General features: G+C 49.4%; 20 protein-coding genes. 8 read left to right on the top strand and 12 right to left on the bottom strand.

Going from position 1 to position 15,700, the window contains the following annotated elements; genetic code table 11:
• Positions 1-10: 10 nt before the first annotated feature.
• The 6 genes from ACZ483_RS08560 to ACZ483_RS08535 all read right to left on the bottom strand — a co-directional run bounded on the left by ACZ483_RS08560 (position 11) and on the right by ACZ483_RS08535 (position 8,317).
• On the bottom strand, positions 11-1,144 hold the full coding sequence (locus ACZ483_RS08560; RefSeq protein WP_464323757.1) for an InlB B-repeat-containing protein: 1,134 nt from the start codon (positions 1,142-1,144) through the stop codon (positions 11-13).
• A gap of 264 nt (positions 1,145-1,408) precedes the next feature.
• Entirely contained in the window at positions 1,409-2,521 is a 1,113-nt protein-coding gene (locus tag ACZ483_RS08555; protein WP_464323756.1) for an MFS transporter, read from the bottom strand.
• Positions 2,518-7,008 (bottom strand): glutamate synthase large subunit, encoded by a 4,491-nt coding sequence (gene gltB / locus ACZ483_RS08550; RefSeq protein ID WP_464323755.1) that lies wholly within the window; start codon positions 7,006-7,008, stop codon positions 2,518-2,520. Before gltB ends, ACZ483_RS08555 begins: the two co-directional genes overlap by 4 nt.
• A gap of 52 nt (positions 7,009-7,060) precedes the next feature.
• The gene (locus ACZ483_RS08545) at positions 7,061-7,564 is read right to left on the bottom strand and encodes a hypothetical protein (protein ID WP_464323754.1); all 504 of its coding nucleotides are present in this window, start codon (positions 7,562-7,564) and stop codon (positions 7,061-7,063) included.
• Positions 7,557-7,856 (bottom strand): hypothetical protein, encoded by a 300-nt coding sequence (locus ACZ483_RS08540; RefSeq protein ID WP_464323753.1) that lies wholly within the window; start codon positions 7,854-7,856, stop codon positions 7,557-7,559. The genes ACZ483_RS08545 and ACZ483_RS08540 overlap by 8 nt, the downstream gene beginning before the upstream one ends.
• Before the next feature lie 281 nt (positions 7,857-8,137).
• Positions 8,138-8,317, bottom strand: coding sequence for a hypothetical protein (locus ACZ483_RS08535; protein ID WP_464323752.1), 180 nt, complete (start codon positions 8,315-8,317; stop codon positions 8,138-8,140).
• 37 nt (positions 8,318-8,354) lie between these two features.
• Between ACZ483_RS08535 and ACZ483_RS08530 the strand changes: the two genes are divergently transcribed.
• Both ACZ483_RS08530 and ACZ483_RS08525 read left to right on the top strand, forming a co-directional pair.
• Positions 8,355-8,663 carry a metal-sulfur cluster assembly factor gene (locus ACZ483_RS08530; protein WP_464323751.1) on the top strand — a complete coding sequence of 103 codons (309 nt, stop codon included), beginning with the start codon at positions 8,355-8,357 and terminating at the stop codon, positions 8,661-8,663.
• Positions 8,651-9,136, top strand: coding sequence for a V4R domain-containing protein (locus ACZ483_RS08525; RefSeq protein WP_464323750.1), 486 nt, complete (start codon positions 8,651-8,653; stop codon positions 9,134-9,136). Before ACZ483_RS08530 ends, ACZ483_RS08525 begins: the two co-directional genes overlap by 13 nt.
• Here the strand turns inward: ACZ483_RS08525 and ACZ483_RS08520 are convergent, their stop codons facing one another.
• Genes ACZ483_RS08520 through gcvH form a run of 5 tightly spaced genes read right to left on the bottom strand, consistent with a single transcriptional unit; the run spans position 9,137 to position 11,862 of the window.
• On the bottom strand, positions 9,137-9,742 hold the full coding sequence (locus tag ACZ483_RS08520; RefSeq protein WP_464323749.1) for a methylthioribulose 1-phosphate dehydratase: 606 nt from the start codon (positions 9,740-9,742) through the stop codon (positions 9,137-9,139).
• A gap of 17 nt (positions 9,743-9,759) precedes the next feature.
• Positions 9,760-10,770 (bottom strand): DNA polymerase III subunit delta, encoded by a 1,011-nt coding sequence (gene holA, locus ACZ483_RS08515; RefSeq protein ID WP_464323748.1) that lies wholly within the window; start codon positions 10,768-10,770, stop codon positions 9,760-9,762.
• Positions 10,770-11,060, bottom strand: a complete 291-nt coding sequence (locus tag ACZ483_RS08510) for a 2Fe-2S iron-sulfur cluster-binding protein (RefSeq protein WP_464323747.1) — start codon at positions 11,058-11,060, stop codon at positions 10,770-10,772. The genes holA and ACZ483_RS08510 overlap by 1 nt, the downstream gene beginning before the upstream one ends.
• 51 nt (positions 11,061-11,111) lie before the next feature.
• Positions 11,112-11,384, bottom strand: a complete 273-nt coding sequence (locus ACZ483_RS08505) for a thioredoxin family protein (RefSeq protein WP_464323746.1) — start codon at positions 11,382-11,384, stop codon at positions 11,112-11,114.
• A gap of 1 nt (position 11,385) precedes the next feature.
• Complete coding sequence (gene gcvH / locus ACZ483_RS08500) at positions 11,386-11,862, bottom strand: glycine cleavage system protein GcvH (RefSeq protein ID WP_464323745.1); 477 nt, start codon at positions 11,860-11,862, stop codon at positions 11,386-11,388.
• A 104-nt stretch (positions 11,863-11,966) separates the two neighbouring features.
• On the opposite strand from gcvH, the gene ACZ483_RS08495 reads away from it, so the two are divergent.
• Both ACZ483_RS08495 and ACZ483_RS08490 read left to right on the top strand, forming a co-directional pair.
• Entirely contained in the window at positions 11,967-13,133 is a 1,167-nt protein-coding gene (locus ACZ483_RS08495; protein WP_464323744.1) for a hypothetical protein, read from the top strand.
• Entirely contained in the window at positions 13,117-13,440 is a 324-nt protein-coding gene (locus tag ACZ483_RS08490; RefSeq protein ID WP_464323743.1) for a cupin domain-containing protein, read from the top strand. Before ACZ483_RS08495 ends, ACZ483_RS08490 begins: the two co-directional genes overlap by 17 nt.
• Here ACZ483_RS08490 and ACZ483_RS08485 read toward each other — a convergent pair.
• Positions 13,428-13,832, bottom strand: coding sequence for a hypothetical protein (locus tag ACZ483_RS08485; RefSeq protein ID WP_464323742.1), 405 nt, complete (start codon positions 13,830-13,832; stop codon positions 13,428-13,430). The genes ACZ483_RS08490 and ACZ483_RS08485 overlap by 13 nt on opposite strands.
• Before the next feature lie 164 nt (positions 13,833-13,996).
• Between ACZ483_RS08485 and ACZ483_RS08480 the strand changes: the two genes are divergently transcribed.
• Genes ACZ483_RS08480 through atpH form a run of 4 tightly spaced genes read left to right on the top strand, consistent with a single transcriptional unit; the run spans position 13,997 to position 15,698 of the window.
• The gene (locus ACZ483_RS08480) at positions 13,997-14,125 is read left to right on the top strand and encodes a hypothetical protein (protein WP_464323741.1); all 129 of its coding nucleotides are present in this window, start codon (positions 13,997-13,999) and stop codon (positions 14,123-14,125) included.
• A 49-nt stretch (positions 14,126-14,174) separates the two neighbouring features.
• On the top strand, positions 14,175-14,609 hold the full coding sequence (locus ACZ483_RS08475) for an ATP synthase F0 subunit B (protein WP_464323740.1): 435 nt from the start codon (positions 14,175-14,177) through the stop codon (positions 14,607-14,609).
• Complete coding sequence (locus ACZ483_RS08470) at positions 14,606-15,163, top strand: ATP synthase F0 subunit B (protein ID WP_464323739.1); 558 nt, start codon at positions 14,606-14,608, stop codon at positions 15,161-15,163. The genes ACZ483_RS08475 and ACZ483_RS08470 overlap by 4 nt, the downstream gene beginning before the upstream one ends.
• Complete coding sequence (gene atpH, locus ACZ483_RS08465; protein WP_464323738.1) at positions 15,156-15,698, top strand: ATP synthase F1 subunit delta; 543 nt, start codon at positions 15,156-15,158, stop codon at positions 15,696-15,698. The genes ACZ483_RS08470 and atpH overlap by 8 nt, the downstream gene beginning before the upstream one ends.
• The last annotated feature ends 2 nt before the right edge of the window (positions 15,699-15,700 follow it).

Here is a 15,700-nt window from a genome sequence, read left to right as displayed (position 1 = left end):
AATGAGGGAGTTAGACTCTTCGCAATCTCCTCAACATCACAAGAGCTGGCACTACAAGCCATGCAAGCAGGTTCACAGGAGACACGCCAGATGTCATAGAACAGCCTCCACTACCTTCACTGCTACCTGTGTTACTCTCTTCATTAGCTTTCTGCAGATCAAACACAGCAGTACAGGTCTTATCAGAATTCATGGTTATTTTACAAGTTGTATCGCTTTCACAAGCTGAACAGTCTCCGCTCCAACCTGCAAAAACTGATCCAGGATCTGGAGTTGCTGTCAGGGTTACACTCGCGCCTTTAGCGTAAGATCCTCTACAACTGTCTCCACAATCTATACCCACAGGATTACTCGTAACTGTTCCCGAACCCATTCCTGTTTTATTAACTGTTAGAGTATAGTTCACAATCGCATTTACAGTTACATTTACATTAACGGTTTTAGAAGTAGTCCCACCCTTTCCGTCGTTAACTGTAAGCTTTGCGGTGTAAGTTCCCGCCGTGCTGTATGTATGATTTTGAGAAGTGTTTATAGCACAGTTGTTTATTGTGTATTCATTTACACCATCATTATCTACGTCAATGTAGCAGGTCAGTGCATAACCTTCAAGGCTATAGACATACCACGAAAATGTCGTGGTCAGAGGTGCAAAACCCGTATCAGGATTCGCGGTGAAGTAGAAAAGGAACGGAGGTCTCAACTCGTGAATGCACAGAGTTGTAACTGTGGAACTTGTATCGGCAGGTTCAACATTTGTATCGCTCCCGACAACATTTGTATCATTCACATCAGCGTTTGAATCCTGTGGATTCACGTTCGTATCCTGAGGAGAAACCTGAGAAGACCCCGTGCTACATGAAGGAAAATCTCCATTAGGGGATAGTTTCATTATCCATACATCACTTCCACCGGCTCCAAACGATAATGTCTCACCAGCCACTATGTAGCCTCCGTCCGACGTCTCTTGGATGGAATATGCCCATTCCCCATCAGCACCGCCGTAGGTTTTCTGCCACAGAACATTCCCGTTTGAATCAAGCTTCATTATCCATACATCACCTCCACCGGCTCCAAACGATGATGTCCTGCCAGCCACTATGTAGCCTCCGTCCGATGTCTCTTGGATGGAAACTGCATAGAACACTCCTGATCCATCATTATTAGCCCCGCCGTAGGTTTTCTGCCACAGAGTAGCTGTGTGTGCTCTTTCTGTCCTAAAAAGCAGGAAAAAACCACCAGGAAAAACCACCTGTTGAAAAAAAGACGAGGGCATCCATCTGCTACCATGACCAGCACCTCCCACCACTTATTGGAAAGTTCTATCCTTCCACCAAAAATTTAGCAAAGTAGAAATGGACAAAATTTTTGAACATTTATAATTAAAGATGCAAGAAGTGTATCAAAAAAGTTATCGGGAGAGGAATTTTTTATAGATAAACAACCCCACAACGGGAAAGATAGCCATCAAACCTGCAGAGAGTTTAAAGTTGTCTCCCGTAATCATGAGGAAAAAACTCCAGACAAAGAGACCGGAGGTGGAGGCTACCCTTTCCGTCAAGGAAAGAAAGGATAGTCTGATCGACGCTTCTCCCTCCGGGAACTCCCTGAGTATAAGGACGCGGGAGGTCGTCCAAACGTGGGAGAGGGAGAAACCGGCGAGAAAGCCGGCAGGGAGTATAAGCGACCTCGGAAGAAGGGGCAAAAGCACTAAAAAGGTTATCCACAGAAGGAAGCCTACAGGGAAAACTCTCTTCACTCCAAACCTGTCGCTCAGAACACCCCAGAAAAAACCTCCCAGAACACCGCCTAAGGCAGATAGACCTATAACCCTGTATATCTCTATATTCTCCATCCCGTAAACTTCTCTGAGATATACGCCCATCATAGCTATCAAGGTGTTAGCCACCTCGGTTATAGATAGCACGGAGACTATCAGAAGCAGAAACCTGCGATCTCTAAGTATATTTTTAATACTCACCTCCGAACGCTGAACAGGATTTTCGAGGTTCAAAACCGCCGGGAGCAAAAGAAAAAGGAAGATCAGAGCCACGAAAAAGTAAACGTCGGGTTCCTTCAAAAGTTTGGCAAGAAAGATGAGGGCGAAGGCGGAACCCACGTAACCGAAGGCGACTCCGAGACCGGAGGTAAAACCCTTCCCTTCGAAGTTAAGGAGGAGGGAGTTGTAGAAAACAAGGGTCTGCTGGTGGGATATGGAGAGTAGCAGAAACACGAGGAGGGCAAGGAGAGGTAAACCGATGGAGAGTCCTATGCTGAAGCAGAGCAGAGAAGTCAGGACTCCGAAAAGAGTAAAAAGGTTCTTCCTCAAAGCCCTCCTGTCGGCGAGCTTTCCCAAGTGAAGAGCTAAAAGGAAGGAAAGCAGAAAGGAAGCTCCGTAGAGGAAGCTGTAGAGCTTTACATCGACGTGCTTTGTTATAAAGAGGGGGAAGAAGGTGGAGAATACAAGAGCACCGAGTATTGTCTCCCCGGTATCGAAGAGGGCAAAGGATACTTTTTTAATCACCTGCTCAGTATCTCAACCTCGCAGACGTCCGTCTCTCCGTAGGGATCCCTCTTGCACTGCTCCAAGGGAATAACCTTCCAGAACTTACCCAGGAAGTCGTTGAAGTTCTCCAATATCTCCTTCGCTCTGGGGCTACCGGTGTAGCGGTAGTGCCTTTCGATAAGGTCTCTGAGCTCCGCTATCTCCTCCTCTCCGACCAGCCGTCTCGCGTAAACGTAGGAGTAGTTTAGCTTGTGCTCTAAGGTGCCGTCCTCGTCAAGGATGTAGGCATGTCCTCCCGTCATTCCACCCCCAACGTTGTAACCCACCTCTCCGAGGGAGACGATGATCCCTCCGGTCATGTACTCACAGAGGTGGTGTCCCGTTCCCTCAACCACAGCTATGGCTCCGCTGTTCCTCACGCCGAACCTCTCCCCTGCTCTTCCCGCGGCGTAGAGCTCACCGCCTATGGCTCCGTATAGGCAGGTGTTACCCATTATCACGTTCTCATGTGTTCTCTCCACCCCTTCGGGAATGAGGATTATCTTACCTCCCCACATACCCTTGCCCACGTAGTCGTTGGCATCTCCTACGAGTTTGAGAGTAACCCCTCTGTGATTGAAGGCTCCGAAGCTCTGTCCCGCCGTTCCCCTGAAGGTGAGCCTTATGGTATCTTCGGGGAGCCCCTCGTCCTTGTATTTGAGAGATATATAGTAGTTTATCTTGGTCGGTATGGTCCTGTGGACGTTCCTTATCTCGTACTCCTTCTCGAAGGGTTCTCCCCTCTCTATGTAAGGCAGGACGTCCTTGAGTATCTCGTCGTTGAAGTTGGGGGCGGGGTTGTCGTTCCTTTCTACGAGACACCTTCTCGGCCTGTCCTCGGGATAAGACTCTAAGAGAGCTTCCACCTTTATCCTCTTAGATCCCGGATACTCGTCGTACCTGACTACATCTATCAGATCGGTTCTTCCTATTATCTCGTCGAGGGATCTGTAACCCATCTCCGCAAGTATTTCTCTCACCTCTCTGGCGACAGCCCTGAAGTAAGCCATCACGTTCTCAACCTTACCCTTGAACTTGGCTCTGTACTTGGGATCTTGGGTTGCCACTCCTGTGGGGCAGGTGTTTAGATGGCAGGCTCTCGCCATAACGCACCCTTCCGCTATCATCGCGGCGGTTCCGAAGCCGAACTCCTCCGCTCCCAAGAGGGCGCCGATTATCACGTCCTTACCCGTCCTCATTCCTCCGTCCACCCTCACCCTTATCTTGTCCCTGAGGTTGTTCTCCATGAGGACCCTCTGGGTCTCCATCAAACCTATCTCCCAGTAGTTGCCGGCGTTCTTTATAGAGGAGTAGGGGGATGCCCCCGTTCCCCCTTCCGCACCGCTGATCTGGACGACGTCCGCGTAAGCTTTGGCGACACCCGCCGCAATAGTTCCCACTCCTTTCTCCGAAACGAGCTTCACGCAGACGCGGGCTTCCGGATTAGCCTGCTTGAGGTCGTGGATGAGCTGGGCGAGATCCTCTATTGAGTAGATGTCGTGGTGGGGAGGAGGGGAGATGAGGGTTACGCCGGGCTGGGAGTGCCTTAGCTTGGCTATGTACTCGTTCACCTTGTGTCCGGGTAGCTGACCTCCTTCTCCCGGCTTGGCTCCCTGAGCTATCTTTATTTCAATATCCTTCGCGCTCGCAAGGTAGGTGGGTGTAACTCCGAACCTTCCGCTCGCCACCTGCTTTATGGCGGAGTTCTTTATTGTCCAGTACCTTTTGGGATCCTCTCCCCCCTCTCCGGAGTTGGATCTCATTCCGAGCCGGTTGCAGGCTTCCGCTATTACCTCGTGAGCTTCGGGAGAGAGGGCTCCGAGGGACATACCTCCCGTAACGAACCTCTTGAGGATTTCCTCTTCGGGCTCCACCTCCTCTATCGGTATTGGCTTCTCCGCCTTTTTGTAGGTGAGGAGATGCCTTATGAAGGTGGGATGCTGGGAGTTGGCGAGCTTGGAGAACTCCTTGTAGTCGTTGTAGTCTCTGGTGTCTAAGAACTTGTGGAGTGCTCTTACTACGTGAGGAGACCAGGCGTGGAACTCTCCCCCCTTCCTGAACTTCATATCTCCACCGTAGTCGAGCTTTGGCTCCTCTGTATCGTAGGCGGCGCTGTGTCTTGCGAGGGTGGAGAGCTCTATCTCCTCTATCCCGTCCGCCTCCAAGGTAACGGGTGTTCCCGTGAAGAACATATCAACGAAGTCCTTGTTGAGACAGACGGTGTCGAATATCTGGGCGCCGTGATAGGAGTTGAGGGTGGAGATACCCATCTTGGACATGATCTTCAGGATCCCGTCCTCTAATGCCTTCTTGTAGTTGAAGATCGCCTCCTCGTAGTGCATGTCGAGCTTACCACTGTCGCAGAGCTCCTTGATCGTCTCGTAAGCTAAGTAGGGATACACGGCACTCGCTCCGTAGCCGATTAGACAGGCTATCTGGTGGGTGTCCCTCGCCTCTCCCGTCTCCACTATGAAGGAAACCCTGGTTGACAGTCCGAGCTTTGCAAGGTGCTTCACGCACGCCGAGACCGCAAGGAGGGAGGGGATAGCTACCCTGTGCTTGTTTACGTACTTGTCCGATAGGATTATTATCTCTACTCCTTCTCTGACCGCCTCCTCAACCCTCCTCTGGAGGGTCTCTATGCCGATGAGCATATCGTTTATCGGTATCTCCTCGTAGAGGGCGTCCATGAGGATCTCGGAGACCCTCCTCTCTCCGCACATGTCTTGAAACTCGACGATGTTGTAGCTCCTCTCCTTCGGATAACATATGGGTATCCTGCAGACCTTGAACTCGGTCTGCTCCTCTATAGCCTTGAGCTGGTAGTCTAAGAGTATAGGGGAGTCTATCTGGAGCCTCTTGGCGTGTTCGGGAGTTTCTTTAAGGAAGTTCCTCTTGTGTCCGAGGTTCATCTTGAGGGACATAACGAGCCTCTCGCGGATCGGATCTATGGGAGGGTTGGTCACCTGAGCGAACCTCTGCTTGAAGTACCTGAAGAGGAGCTTCGGTTTCTCCGAAAGGGGCGGGAGGGGTGTGTCGTCCCCCATGGAGAAGGTGGGCTCTTTACCCGTCTGAGCCATGTACTGGATAACGTTCTTTATCTCCTCCTCTGTCCAGCCGAAGGCTATCTGCTTCCTTATCCTTTCAGGATCCTCCTTGGGAACTCCGAGAACCTTACCCTCGGTGAGTTCCGAGAGTCTGAGGAGGTGTTTGTCGAGCCACTCCTTGTAAGGCTTGCTTTTTGCGAGCTCCTCCAGGATCTCCTCGGTCTTCTTCACCTCTCCCTTCCGGAGATCAACCACTACGGTATCCCCGGGACCGAGCCTCCCTTTCTCTTTGACCCTCCTCTCTGCGAGGTCTATCATCCCGACCTCGGAGCCCAAAACAAGGATCCCGTCTTCGGTAAGGACGTACCTCGCGGGTCTGAGTCCGTTCCTGTCTAAATGGGCCCCTATCTTGTCTCCGAAGACGAAGGCTATCGCTGCGGGTCCGTCCCAGGGCTTCATCAGAAGGGACTGGTACTCAAAGAAAGCCTTGACCTCCTCGGATAGTTCGGGAACGTGCTCCCAGGCGGGAGGTATGAGCATGTTTATGGCGTGTTCGGGAGAAAACCCGACTAAGCAGAGGAGTTCGAAGACCCTGTCCAAGGATGCGGAGTCGCTCTCTTCGTGGGATACGAGGGGCTTTATAAGATCCCTTCTGTTTCCAAGAACCTCGTGTTCGAGCTCGTGCTGGAGGGATAGCATCCAGTTCCTGTTTCCCTGTATGGTGTTTATCTCTCCGTTGTGGGCTAAAAGTCTTAAAGGCTGGGCGAGCCTCCAGTTGGGAAGGGTGTTGGTCGAGTACCTCTGATGGAACATGCAGTAGGCGGATTCCACGTCGGAGGAGGTTAGATCGGGATAGAACCTGTCGAGCTGAGGGGCAACGAGCATACCTTTATAGACGATGTTCTTGGTTGAAAGGGAGGGAACGTAAACCTTCTCTCCGAGCCTGTTCTCTATCTTCCTCCTCACGAAGTAGAGCCTTACCTCCCTCTCCTCCTCGGGCACACCCTCCATATCCAAGAGGAGGTGTTTTATCCTCGGCATGACCTTGAGAGCGGACTCTCCGACGGCATCGGTGTTTACAGGAACGTCCCTCCAACCGAGAACCTTTATCCCTTCTTTGATAAACTCCGCCTCTACTTTGCTCTCAACTTCGTCGTACAGGAAGAAGACCCCAACGGCCAAGTTGTCTATCGAAGATATCTGAAAGCCATTCTCCTCTATGATCCTTTGGAAGAACTTCTTAGGTATCTGGAAGAGGACTCCCGCTCCGTCTCCCGTTTTTCCGTCTCCTCCTATCGCTCCCCTGTGGGTTAGGTTCTTTACCGCTTCCACTCCCCATCTTACTATCTGATTAGTAGCTCTCCCGTTTATATCACAGACGAAACCGACACCGCAGGAGTCAAGTTCTTCTATTCTCATAACCACACCTCGCAAAGAAATTGCAGGGATTTATAATATAACGAAGGGCGTCTTATAAGTCTATACCGAGATCCCGGGCTATCTTCCGTCTTAGATCCTTGTTTACTGCAGAGAGCATGCTCCTAAAAGAGTCTTTCAATACCTCCCTGTCTTCGGGATACATTCCTTCCCAAGAGGAGTAAATTGCCGTCTCCTTTATATCTAAAACCTCAGATCTGAACAGGAAACCCTCTTGCGGATAAATGGCGAGTATGTAGGGTAGGAATACCCACTTGAGAGTTCTGTCTATGTAGAAGTAAGCGGTAGATTTGGGACCTTCAATCTCAGGAACGTTCACCTTTTTAGAGGTAAGTGTCTTCGCCACCCCGGAGGCTACGATCTTTATGGCAGTTTCGAAACCTTTGAAGGGAACCTTTGCGGAGAGGTTATTACGTTTAACCTCTATCATAGCATTCGCAACCTCTTCATCTCCGAAGTTATCCCTTATCCATTCCCAGACCCACCTGTCCGTGTCTATCCCGTCAGTCGCTATAACGGAAAGAACGAACCTATACATACTCTTCTTTATTAAGTATTACCTTTGGAGGTTTTATATACCGCTCCGCTTCGTCCAAAGCCTTCCTTCTGTAAGTCTTATCTACGGAAGGATCGGCGAATGTCCTCAGTAGTGCTACCGCGGTTAAGATCTTCGCGCCCATATCCAGCTCCGAACGGTAGTCTTCCCCTTCCAAAAGGGCAAACAAGGTTTCCCTCGCTTCTCCACCTACCAGCTTGCACAGCACAGATGACTCGCTCAGCAGAGATATTGTTTCTTCTGGAAAACCTTTACTCTGGAGTCTTCGCCTCACACCTTTAAAGATCTTACTGAACAGCTCCGTAGGTATCTTTAACCTGTACTTCCTGCCGATCTCCTTGATGAACTTCTTTACTCTAAGCTCATCCTCGTAAATCTCCCCATACCTATTCTCCTCCAGAATACCCTCCGCTATATCACCAATTATATTTTTTCAACTTCATCGAATGTGCGTACGCGGACTTTGTCATCTCAATAGATCTTTTAAAATTTCCCTTTAGGTTAGCTATGTAGGTAACGACAAGATCCATAGCGGGTCGTCTATAAAAAACTGCCTCAGAGCCTCCGCAAAGCAGAGGTTTCTATCGCAATTAAACTTCTGATGATGTGAGAGAGGGGTTCACCCTTGTCATACTCTCTCAGGGCTTCCTTAACCTCTTCGGACTCCGGTCCTAAAATTGCTTCCAGTAGGACACTCTTCACAAAATTTTCAAGATCATCTATGCTCCTGAACATGGAATTTATTTTAGTCCCAGAGGATAATTTATCTATTATGGAAAGGGAAATTCTGGAAGCTCTGAAGGAGGTAAAGGACCCTGAGATACCCATAGACATAGTGAACTTAGGGCTAATCTACGGGATCAGGGTCAAAGATGACATCGCCTACATAGACATGACTCTGACGGTTCAGGGATGTCCTGCCAAGCAGTTCTTTGCGGAGCACATCAAGCAGAAGATCCTTGAAAAGTTCCCTCAGCTCAAGGACGTTGTTGTAGAATTTGTATTTGAGCCTCCATGGACGAAAGAGAAGATCTCGGAAGAGGGAAAGGCTCAACTGAGGCGCTTAGGATGGGATATCTAAAGGACAACATAAGGGCTCTCGCCGAAGCCATAGAACGTGAATCCGTTCTTATCCACAGGGACGCTCTCATAGACGGTTACAGGGATGTCTATAAGCTTTCAAAGTTCGGCATAGACAGGATCATAAAGAAGGCGGCGGAGTATGGAGGAAAGAAGGGAGCAAAAACACTGAAGGAGAGGTACGGAGTATATACCGATAGACTGGACGAGGCTCTTGAGCTCCTGACCATAATAGCCGAGTCCTCAAGGCTCATAGACCTATTCGAATACGATCTGGGAAGCATGGAGATATACGTTGAGGGGTCCATACTCGTTGAGGCTATAGGGAGGAGTCAGAAACCCGTTTGCAAACCAATGGCAGGTTTCTTCAAAGGTTTTCTGACGGATCTCTTAGATAAGAAGTTCGAGGTAGAGGAGGTAACCTGCGCCGCTCAGGGTTACGAGAGGTGCACCTTCAGGATAAGGCAGAAGTGATCACTTTATAGACATCATCTTTATCTCGCACTCAAAGAGGAACTCGTAAGCCTCCGCGTGGATGAGAGCGCTCTCCATATCCTTTCCCCACGTGTAGAGCCCGTGAGAACCTATCAGAAACCCGAAGACATCATCATTCTCCTTCAAATAACTCTCCACCTTCAGGGAGAGACTCCTCATGTTCTGATCGTTCTCAAAGACGGGAACGACTATCTTGACCTCATGGGTCTCTATCTCCGGAAAGGCTTTAAGAAGCTCGTAGTCCTCAAGCTCCACCTTATCTCTGACGAGCCTTGAGATTAGTGTGGCGTTGGGGGAGTGGGTGTGGACCACGGCGTTTACCTCTGGATAGAGGCGGTAGATGAGAACGTGAAGAAGAGTCTCCGCCGAAGGCTTCCCGTCGACTAAGGAATTTCCCTCCCTGTCGACTAAGAGTATGTCCTTCTCTGTCAGTCTCCCTTTGTGCCTTCCCGACGCAGTTATGGCTATTCTCTCTTCATCAAGTCTCACCGATATATTCCCGCTCGTTGCAGGCACCCAGCCTTTGGAGTCTAAAAACCTTCCTGCCTCTACTATCTCCTTTACAGCAGTCCCCCAATCCTTCATAGGTCTTAAAGTATATTTCAGGAGAGAGTGAACTCTGTAACGAAGTCTACCAGCTCCCTTTGGGGATCGGAGAAGTAGGTCTTTACTCGAATATCGAGCCTGTACAGGCGATCGATTAGAACTCCTATCCTCTCCTCGTTCATCTCCTCCATATACTTCTTGAACTTCATCTTAGCAAACTGGTGCTTAACGCCCACCGCTTCCAAAGCAGCGTCGAGGTTCTCTCCCTTCCTCCTGAGCTCAAAGGCGGTATAGAGCTTTATGGCGTAGTTGTAGAGGAGTCCCAAGATCTGGAGCGGAGGCACTCCCTTGGAGAAGGCGTCCTTAAGAGATCTGAGAGTTTTATCGAGATCCCCCTGGAATAGGTAGTCTATAAAGTCGAACAGAGTATAGCTATCGGAGGGAACGCAGACCCTCCTGACGTCCTCTGGGGTGACCTTCTTCCCGTCTGCGTAGGTTATAAGCTTCTCGCTCTCCTGCTTCAGGATCATGAGGTTTCCACCACACATGTTTATCAGTAGCTCGAGGGCTTCCTCCTCTATTCCTCCTCCTTCCTTCTCGAACTTCCTCCTCACTATCTCCGTTATTTTTTTAGGGTGGAGTCGGTCGGCGAGGACTAAGTCCCCTATGGAAGCTATCGTTTTGAAAGGTTCTTTGGACAGCTCCTGAGAGCTCAGTTTCCTGCTGACTACGAGGAATAGCCTGGAGCTCTTTATCCTCTTCAGTGTATTGAGAAGGGCTTCAATACTCCTCTTTTTCCTGCCTATCTTCCTTAGAAACTCCTCGAAGTTGAGAATAACTATGACGTTTTCCGAACCCCCGAAGATGCTCCCCTCCGAAACGAGGGAAAAGATCTCTTCGGGTTCGAGCTCGTCTCCCCATCTCAGGGAGAGGGAGTTTCCATAGGCAGATCTCAGCTTGTCTATGAAAGCCTTTACAAGGTACTCCTCCTCCCCGTGTATCAAGGTTACGGGCTTTGCCTTCCCCTTTTCGAGGACCTCCTTCTGATACTGGAGTATCTTGAACATCAGTCTTCCGACTCTATCTCTATCTCATCACAGCTCTCGTCCTCTATTATGAGCTGACAGGTCAGTCTCTCCTCCTCATCGACCGCTCCTATCCTCCAGAGGGTTTCCTCCTCATCCTCAGAAGGCTCGTTGAGGCACTCGAGACCTCTGAGAACCCTCGCAACGCATACACCGCACTGGCCGTCGGTGCATCCGAACTCTATGCCAGCCTTCTCTATCTCGTGGCTGAGCTCTCCGAATCTGACCCCTTTAGGAATATCAAAGACCCTTCCGTTGATCTTTACCTTCATAGAGCTTAATTTTACCCGCCTCGTAGGGAATTTTTATGATTTCAAATATCCCTAATCGAACTTTACCCCTTCCTCCACAACCTTCCTCGCTTCATCTTCGTTGGGAACTCCGACGAAGGCTAACTTCCCGTCCACTATGGAGGAGGGAACGCTCCTTACCATCAGCTTGTTTACCCAGTATCTACCCTCCGGAGTTGCTATATCGAGAACTTCGTACTTAAAGCCGTACTCTGCCTGGAGCTTCCTCCAGAGGGCGTCCGCATGAGGACAGGTAGGACACCACTGAGAAACTAAGAGTATAACGTGCCTCTCCTCTGCACTCATCTCACATACACCTCATACATACTATATCCCACTCGTCTATATGCTCCTTCATCTTTTCAAGAGCCTCCTCACCCGTAACGAGATCCTTCAGATCTCTCTCAAGGTCTGCCGGCTTCAGCTTCACTATCCAAGCCTCCCCGTAGGGATCTATGTTTATAAAGTTGGGATCGTCCATGACCCTCTGGTTTACCTCCACCACTTCACCCTCAACCAGAGCAGGCACAGGACCAGCCCACTTCCCGCTCTCCAAGGTGGCAACGGGCTTTCCTTTCTTAACCTTTGTTCCCACTGGTTTGATCCTCGCATGAAGTAGCCTCCCCGCCCTCGTCTGTCCCACGTCGGTGAGTCCCATCGTTACCGTTCCATCCTCGTTAACCTTAAGCCACACCTGATTTTCTATGTCGTAGTAAAGATCCTTCGGTATCATGCAACCCTGATACTCCCAGGCGTTACCGAAGTCCTGAGTTTGCTTTTCCATACCTAATAATATAAACGATTATTTACGGTAGGGACAGGTTCTATTTGACTTTTCTCTCAAGGAGATTATAGTAAATAACTGATTACTCATGTGAGGAGAGGAGAATGTTCTACGTCTCGAAGGTATCTCCCTTCTTCTTTCTTATAGCCATACTGAGCCTCCTCCTGTCTCTCGGTTTCAAGGTCACAGGATCTCACAGCCACACCTTCTTCATCTCTCTCGTTTTTGGCTTCATAGGAACGACTCTCGTGGGAGCCATGTATCAGATAGTTCCCAACTCCCAGAACAGAAGGCTATCTCTCTCTTGGATCTCCTACATCGTGTTTCTGGGAGTCCTTACGGCGCTATCCCTCCTCTACCTTGGATACTTTAAGGCCGGTTCCATAATCCTCTTTCTTTCCTACTCGGTCTTCTTTATTCACCTGCTTCTGAACATAAGGAACTGGATGCCCCTCACCGTCAGGTTCCTCGGCTTTTCCCTGTTCTACCTTCTGCTCTCCTCCCTGTTTCTTTTCCTTCACTTCAGCTTGGGGATAGTTCCCTTTCAGCTCGCGATCCACACACTCACCGTAGGATCCATGCTCAACGCCATCTACGGAGTGGAGATAGCTTGGATACCGATGCTCCTGATGGAGACCCTAAACATCAGAAAGTCTCAAAGACTCTTCTACTTCAAGCAGGCCTCCACGGCTCTGGTTCTCGTAAGCTTCTTTCTCCTGAACTACAAACTGATAGCTCTCTCCCTCCTCTTAGAAGTCAGCGTTGCCCTTTACTACATCTACCTCATTTATTCGCTCATAAAGCAGAGGAGAATGCCCTCCCCTCTTCCCTATGTCGTAAAGGTCTTCATCGTAGCCCTCCTCTTCCTGCCCCTCGGCTTCCTAATCGCGGGGGCGATGGCTTCCCATCCTAAGACGCTACCCGTTCTGCTCAATCTCCATATAGACCTCCTCGTTTACGGCTTCGGAGCTTTCACTATCTTCGGAGGAATGGCGCACCTGTTTCCGAGGATCCTATGGAACTGGAAGTTTGCCAAGATGGGAGGGAAGGCACCTGCCATTAACGAGCTGATAGCGGAGGAAGAGTTCCCGAAATTCTTGGAAATGTCCCTTATCTTTTACACACTCTTTCTGGTGGTTGACGTTCTTTTTTATCCCCTGAGTCTCGTGGCTCCCATCCTCTACCTCTTTATCCTCGGCTACTTCTTCAAGATCGTCTTTCTTCATGCTTTTAAAAAGATAAAGGAGGTTGAACATGGCAAAGGTGGCTAAGCTCGAAGAGAAGTTCAGTGAAGAGTCTCCTCAGAGGGAGCTCGTCTATCAGGACAGAAACGCGAGGGTGATAAGGTTTTACCTAAAGGGAGGTCAGGAGATAAAGCCCCATACTTCCCCCTCGAGCGTGTTCATAACCGTTCTCAAAGGGAAGCTCTCCTTCTGTGCAGGCGCGGTGGATAGAGAGGAAATCTTAGAGGTAGGAAGCACGATCTTCTACGAGCCTGAAGAGCTTCACGGCTTTAAAGCTCTCGATGACTCTGTGGTGGAAGCGGTGATAACCCCTAATCCTGCTCAACGTATATAGGTGATTATCAGTGTTATCAGCACTCCGAGGATAAGGTTTATCCATACGAAGTTGGGAATGTGCTTAAAGAGCCTTTTCCTGAATAGGTAGAAGTATATGTAGATAAAGTTCACCACCATTATCCCGAAGAGGAAGAGCTTTATGTGAAAGAGAGGATTGTTGCTAAAGTCCATTCTCACGCTGTGCCACATCCACATCCCCGTGAGGAAGAGGACGAATATGGAGAGCCATACCCCTAAGAAGAACCTGCCGAGAACCTTGCCTGCCAAGGTGCCTCTCACATCCTCTCGGAGTTCCCTGACGGCAGGGTGTAAGAAAAGGAGGTTGAAAACCATACCCCCTATCCATACCATGGCGAAGAAGATATGTAAAAAAAGCATGGACTTATACATCACGCCACCTCCCTTTCAGGCTTTAAGCATTATAATTCAGGGACTCTGAGCCGATAGGTTGAAAAGATCATACTCTCAAGAACATAGGTTTTCTGCCGTAAGTTTCTGAAATTCGGGAAAAACTCGATGTCTATATCCGAACATGGAAATCTATAGTTAATTACATGGCGGGTCTGCTCACGAACATAATCAGAGTAGTGAGAGGAAAGGACAGAAAAAAATTAAAGGAGAAGGTTAAAAAGATAGTCGAGAAGGACCGCGTTCTCTACAACAAACTCGCCAAGGCAAGTTGAACTTGAAATCCTACCGCCTTTGTAGGATAATCTTTAGCCGGAGGTTGGAATGGATATAGGAGTTATCCCTAACATAACCCTCCTCATAATGGCAGTTCTATTCTTAGCCTTCGTATTCCTGATAAACCTTATCTACGTAAAGCCTTACACACAGGTTATAGAGGAGAGGGAAGCCATAGTAAGGAGAAACCTGGAAGAAGCCCAGAGGCTCAGAGGCGAGGCAACCCAGTATCTCGAAGAGGCTAAGGAGATCCTCGAGAAAGCGAGGTCAGAGGCGAACAACATCTTGGAAGAAGCCCGTAAGGAAGCCAACAGGATAAAGAACGAGATCCTCGAAAAGGCGGAAGAGGAAGCTCAGGCAGAGGTAAGCTCAAAGGTTGAGGAGATAAGGAGATCCCTCGAGGAGGAAAAGAAGAAGTTGGAGGAGGCAGTTAAGGATATCGCACAGGCGATCGTCAAGAAGATACTCGGAGAGGCAGCATGAGTAGATATCTGCTTTTAGTCCTAACGAGCGCGGTAGCCTTCGCCGCCGAAGAAGGCGGAGCTCACCACGACCCCCTCGAGCTTGTATGGAAGGGAGTGAACATACTTATCTTCCTCGGAATAGTCTACTGGTTCGGAAGAAAACCCATAGGCGAAGCCTTCAACAATTTCTGGAGATCCCTCACGCAGGAAGTGGAAAGCTCTGAGGGGGAACTGAACAAGGCTAAGGAAGAGCTTGCCAGAGCCAAGGAAGAGCTCGAGAAAGCTAAGGTCAGGGCGGACGAGTCTATAGCCCTCGCGAGGGAATCAGCCCAGACGGAGATAGAGAACACCAAGAAGCACGCTGAGGAAGTAGCCCAGAGGATAAAGGACAAGGCGAGGGAAACGGTCGAGATAGAGCTAAAGAAAGCCAAGGAGGAGCTTGCCCTCTACGGAATGGCAAAGGCGGAGGAGATAGCCAAGAGTATGCTTGAAGAAGCCTTCAGCAAGCCCGAAGTTCAGAAGAGGTATATAGAGGCACAGCTACGAGTTCTGGAGGAAAGGAAGAATGCTTAAGAAGAAGGAGATAGCGAGGAAGGCGGTCCGCCTACTCGTGAGAAAGCTCCCAAAAGATAAAGAGACCTTAATCAACACAGGATCCTTTATAGAACTCCTCGCAGGACTTTACAGAAAGAACAGGGATGCGAGGAACTTCTTCGTCAGCCCCTTCGTTCCCAAGGAGAGGAAGATAGAACTTCTGAAAAATCTAATGGAAAAGTACGGCGTTCCCGATACAGCTTTAGAGGTCTTCGACTACCTGATAGAGATAAACGCCCTCTCCCTACTCCCCGAAATGAAGAGGTTATACGACCACGAGGTAGAGAGGATAATGAGAATGTCCAAAGGCTACCTCTACTTGGCGAGGGAGATAGACAAGGAGGAGACCGAAAAGATAGTGTCCGCCATTCAAAAAGTTCTGAATAGAGAGATAGAGGTTGAGATCGGCTACGACGACTCCCTGATCGGCGGTTTTGTTTTCAAGACTTCCGGATTTGTCGTTGATACATCCGTCAAAAGACAGCTCGAAAAGCTCTTAATCCACGGAGGTTAGAC

Source organism: Hydrogenivirga okinawensis, assembly GCF_055385515.1.
The sequence above is the reverse complement of the archived record's forward strand: the minus strand, read 5'-3'. Positions and strand labels throughout refer to the sequence as shown.

Excerpts from the sequence above, each read along its gene's own strand:
- gcvH (WP_464323745.1), bottom strand. The coding sequence starts at position 11,862 with ATGGAAAAGCAAACTCAGGACTTCGGTAACGCCTGGGAGTATCAGGGT.
- ACZ483_RS08485 (WP_464323742.1), bottom strand. The coding sequence starts at position 13,832 with ATGTATAAGTCCATGCTTTTTTTACATATCTTCTTCGCCATGGTATGG.
- ACZ483_RS08525 (WP_464323750.1), top strand. The coding sequence starts at position 8,651 with ATGGGATATCTAAAGGACAACATAAGGGCTCTCGCCGAAGCCATAGAA.
- gltB (WP_464323755.1), bottom strand. The coding sequence starts at position 7,008 with ATGAGAATAGAAGAACTTGACTCCTGCGGTGTCGGTTTCGTCTGTGAT.
- ACZ483_RS08490 (WP_464323743.1), top strand. The coding sequence starts at position 13,117 with ATGGCAAAGGTGGCTAAGCTCGAAGAGAAGTTCAGTGAAGAGTCTCCT.
- atpH (WP_464323738.1), top strand. The coding sequence starts at position 15,156 with ATGCTTAAGAAGAAGGAGATAGCGAGGAAGGCGGTCCGCCTACTCGTG.
- holA (WP_464323748.1), bottom strand. The coding sequence starts at position 10,770 with ATGTTCAAGATACTCCAGTATCAGAAGGAGGTCCTCGAAAAGGGGAAG.
- ACZ483_RS08495 (WP_464323744.1), top strand. The coding sequence starts at position 11,967 with ATGTTCTACGTCTCGAAGGTATCTCCCTTCTTCTTTCTTATAGCCATA.
- ACZ483_RS08530 (WP_464323751.1), top strand. The coding sequence starts at position 8,355 with ATGGAAAGGGAAATTCTGGAAGCTCTGAAGGAGGTAAAGGACCCTGAG.
- ACZ483_RS08510 (WP_464323747.1), bottom strand. The coding sequence starts at position 11,060 with ATGAAGGTAAAGATCAACGGAAGGGTCTTTGATATTCCTAAAGGGGTC.
- ACZ483_RS08520 (WP_464323749.1), bottom strand. The coding sequence starts at position 9,742 with ATGAAGGATTGGGGGACTGCTGTAAAGGAGATAGTAGAGGCAGGAAGG.
- ACZ483_RS08545 (WP_464323754.1), bottom strand. The coding sequence starts at position 7,564 with ATGTATAGGTTCGTTCTTTCCGTTATAGCGACTGACGGGATAGACACG.
- ACZ483_RS08505 (WP_464323746.1), bottom strand. The coding sequence starts at position 11,384 with ATGAGTGCAGAGGAGAGGCACGTTATACTCTTAGTTTCTCAGTGGTGT.
- ACZ483_RS08470 (WP_464323739.1), top strand. The coding sequence starts at position 14,606 with ATGAGTAGATATCTGCTTTTAGTCCTAACGAGCGCGGTAGCCTTCGCC.
- ACZ483_RS08535 (WP_464323752.1), bottom strand. The coding sequence starts at position 8,317 with ATGTTCAGGAGCATAGATGATCTTGAAAATTTTGTGAAGAGTGTCCTA.
- ACZ483_RS08475 (WP_464323740.1), top strand. The coding sequence starts at position 14,175 with ATGGATATAGGAGTTATCCCTAACATAACCCTCCTCATAATGGCAGTT.
- ACZ483_RS08480 (WP_464323741.1), top strand. The coding sequence starts at position 13,997 with ATGGCGGGTCTGCTCACGAACATAATCAGAGTAGTGAGAGGAAAGGAC.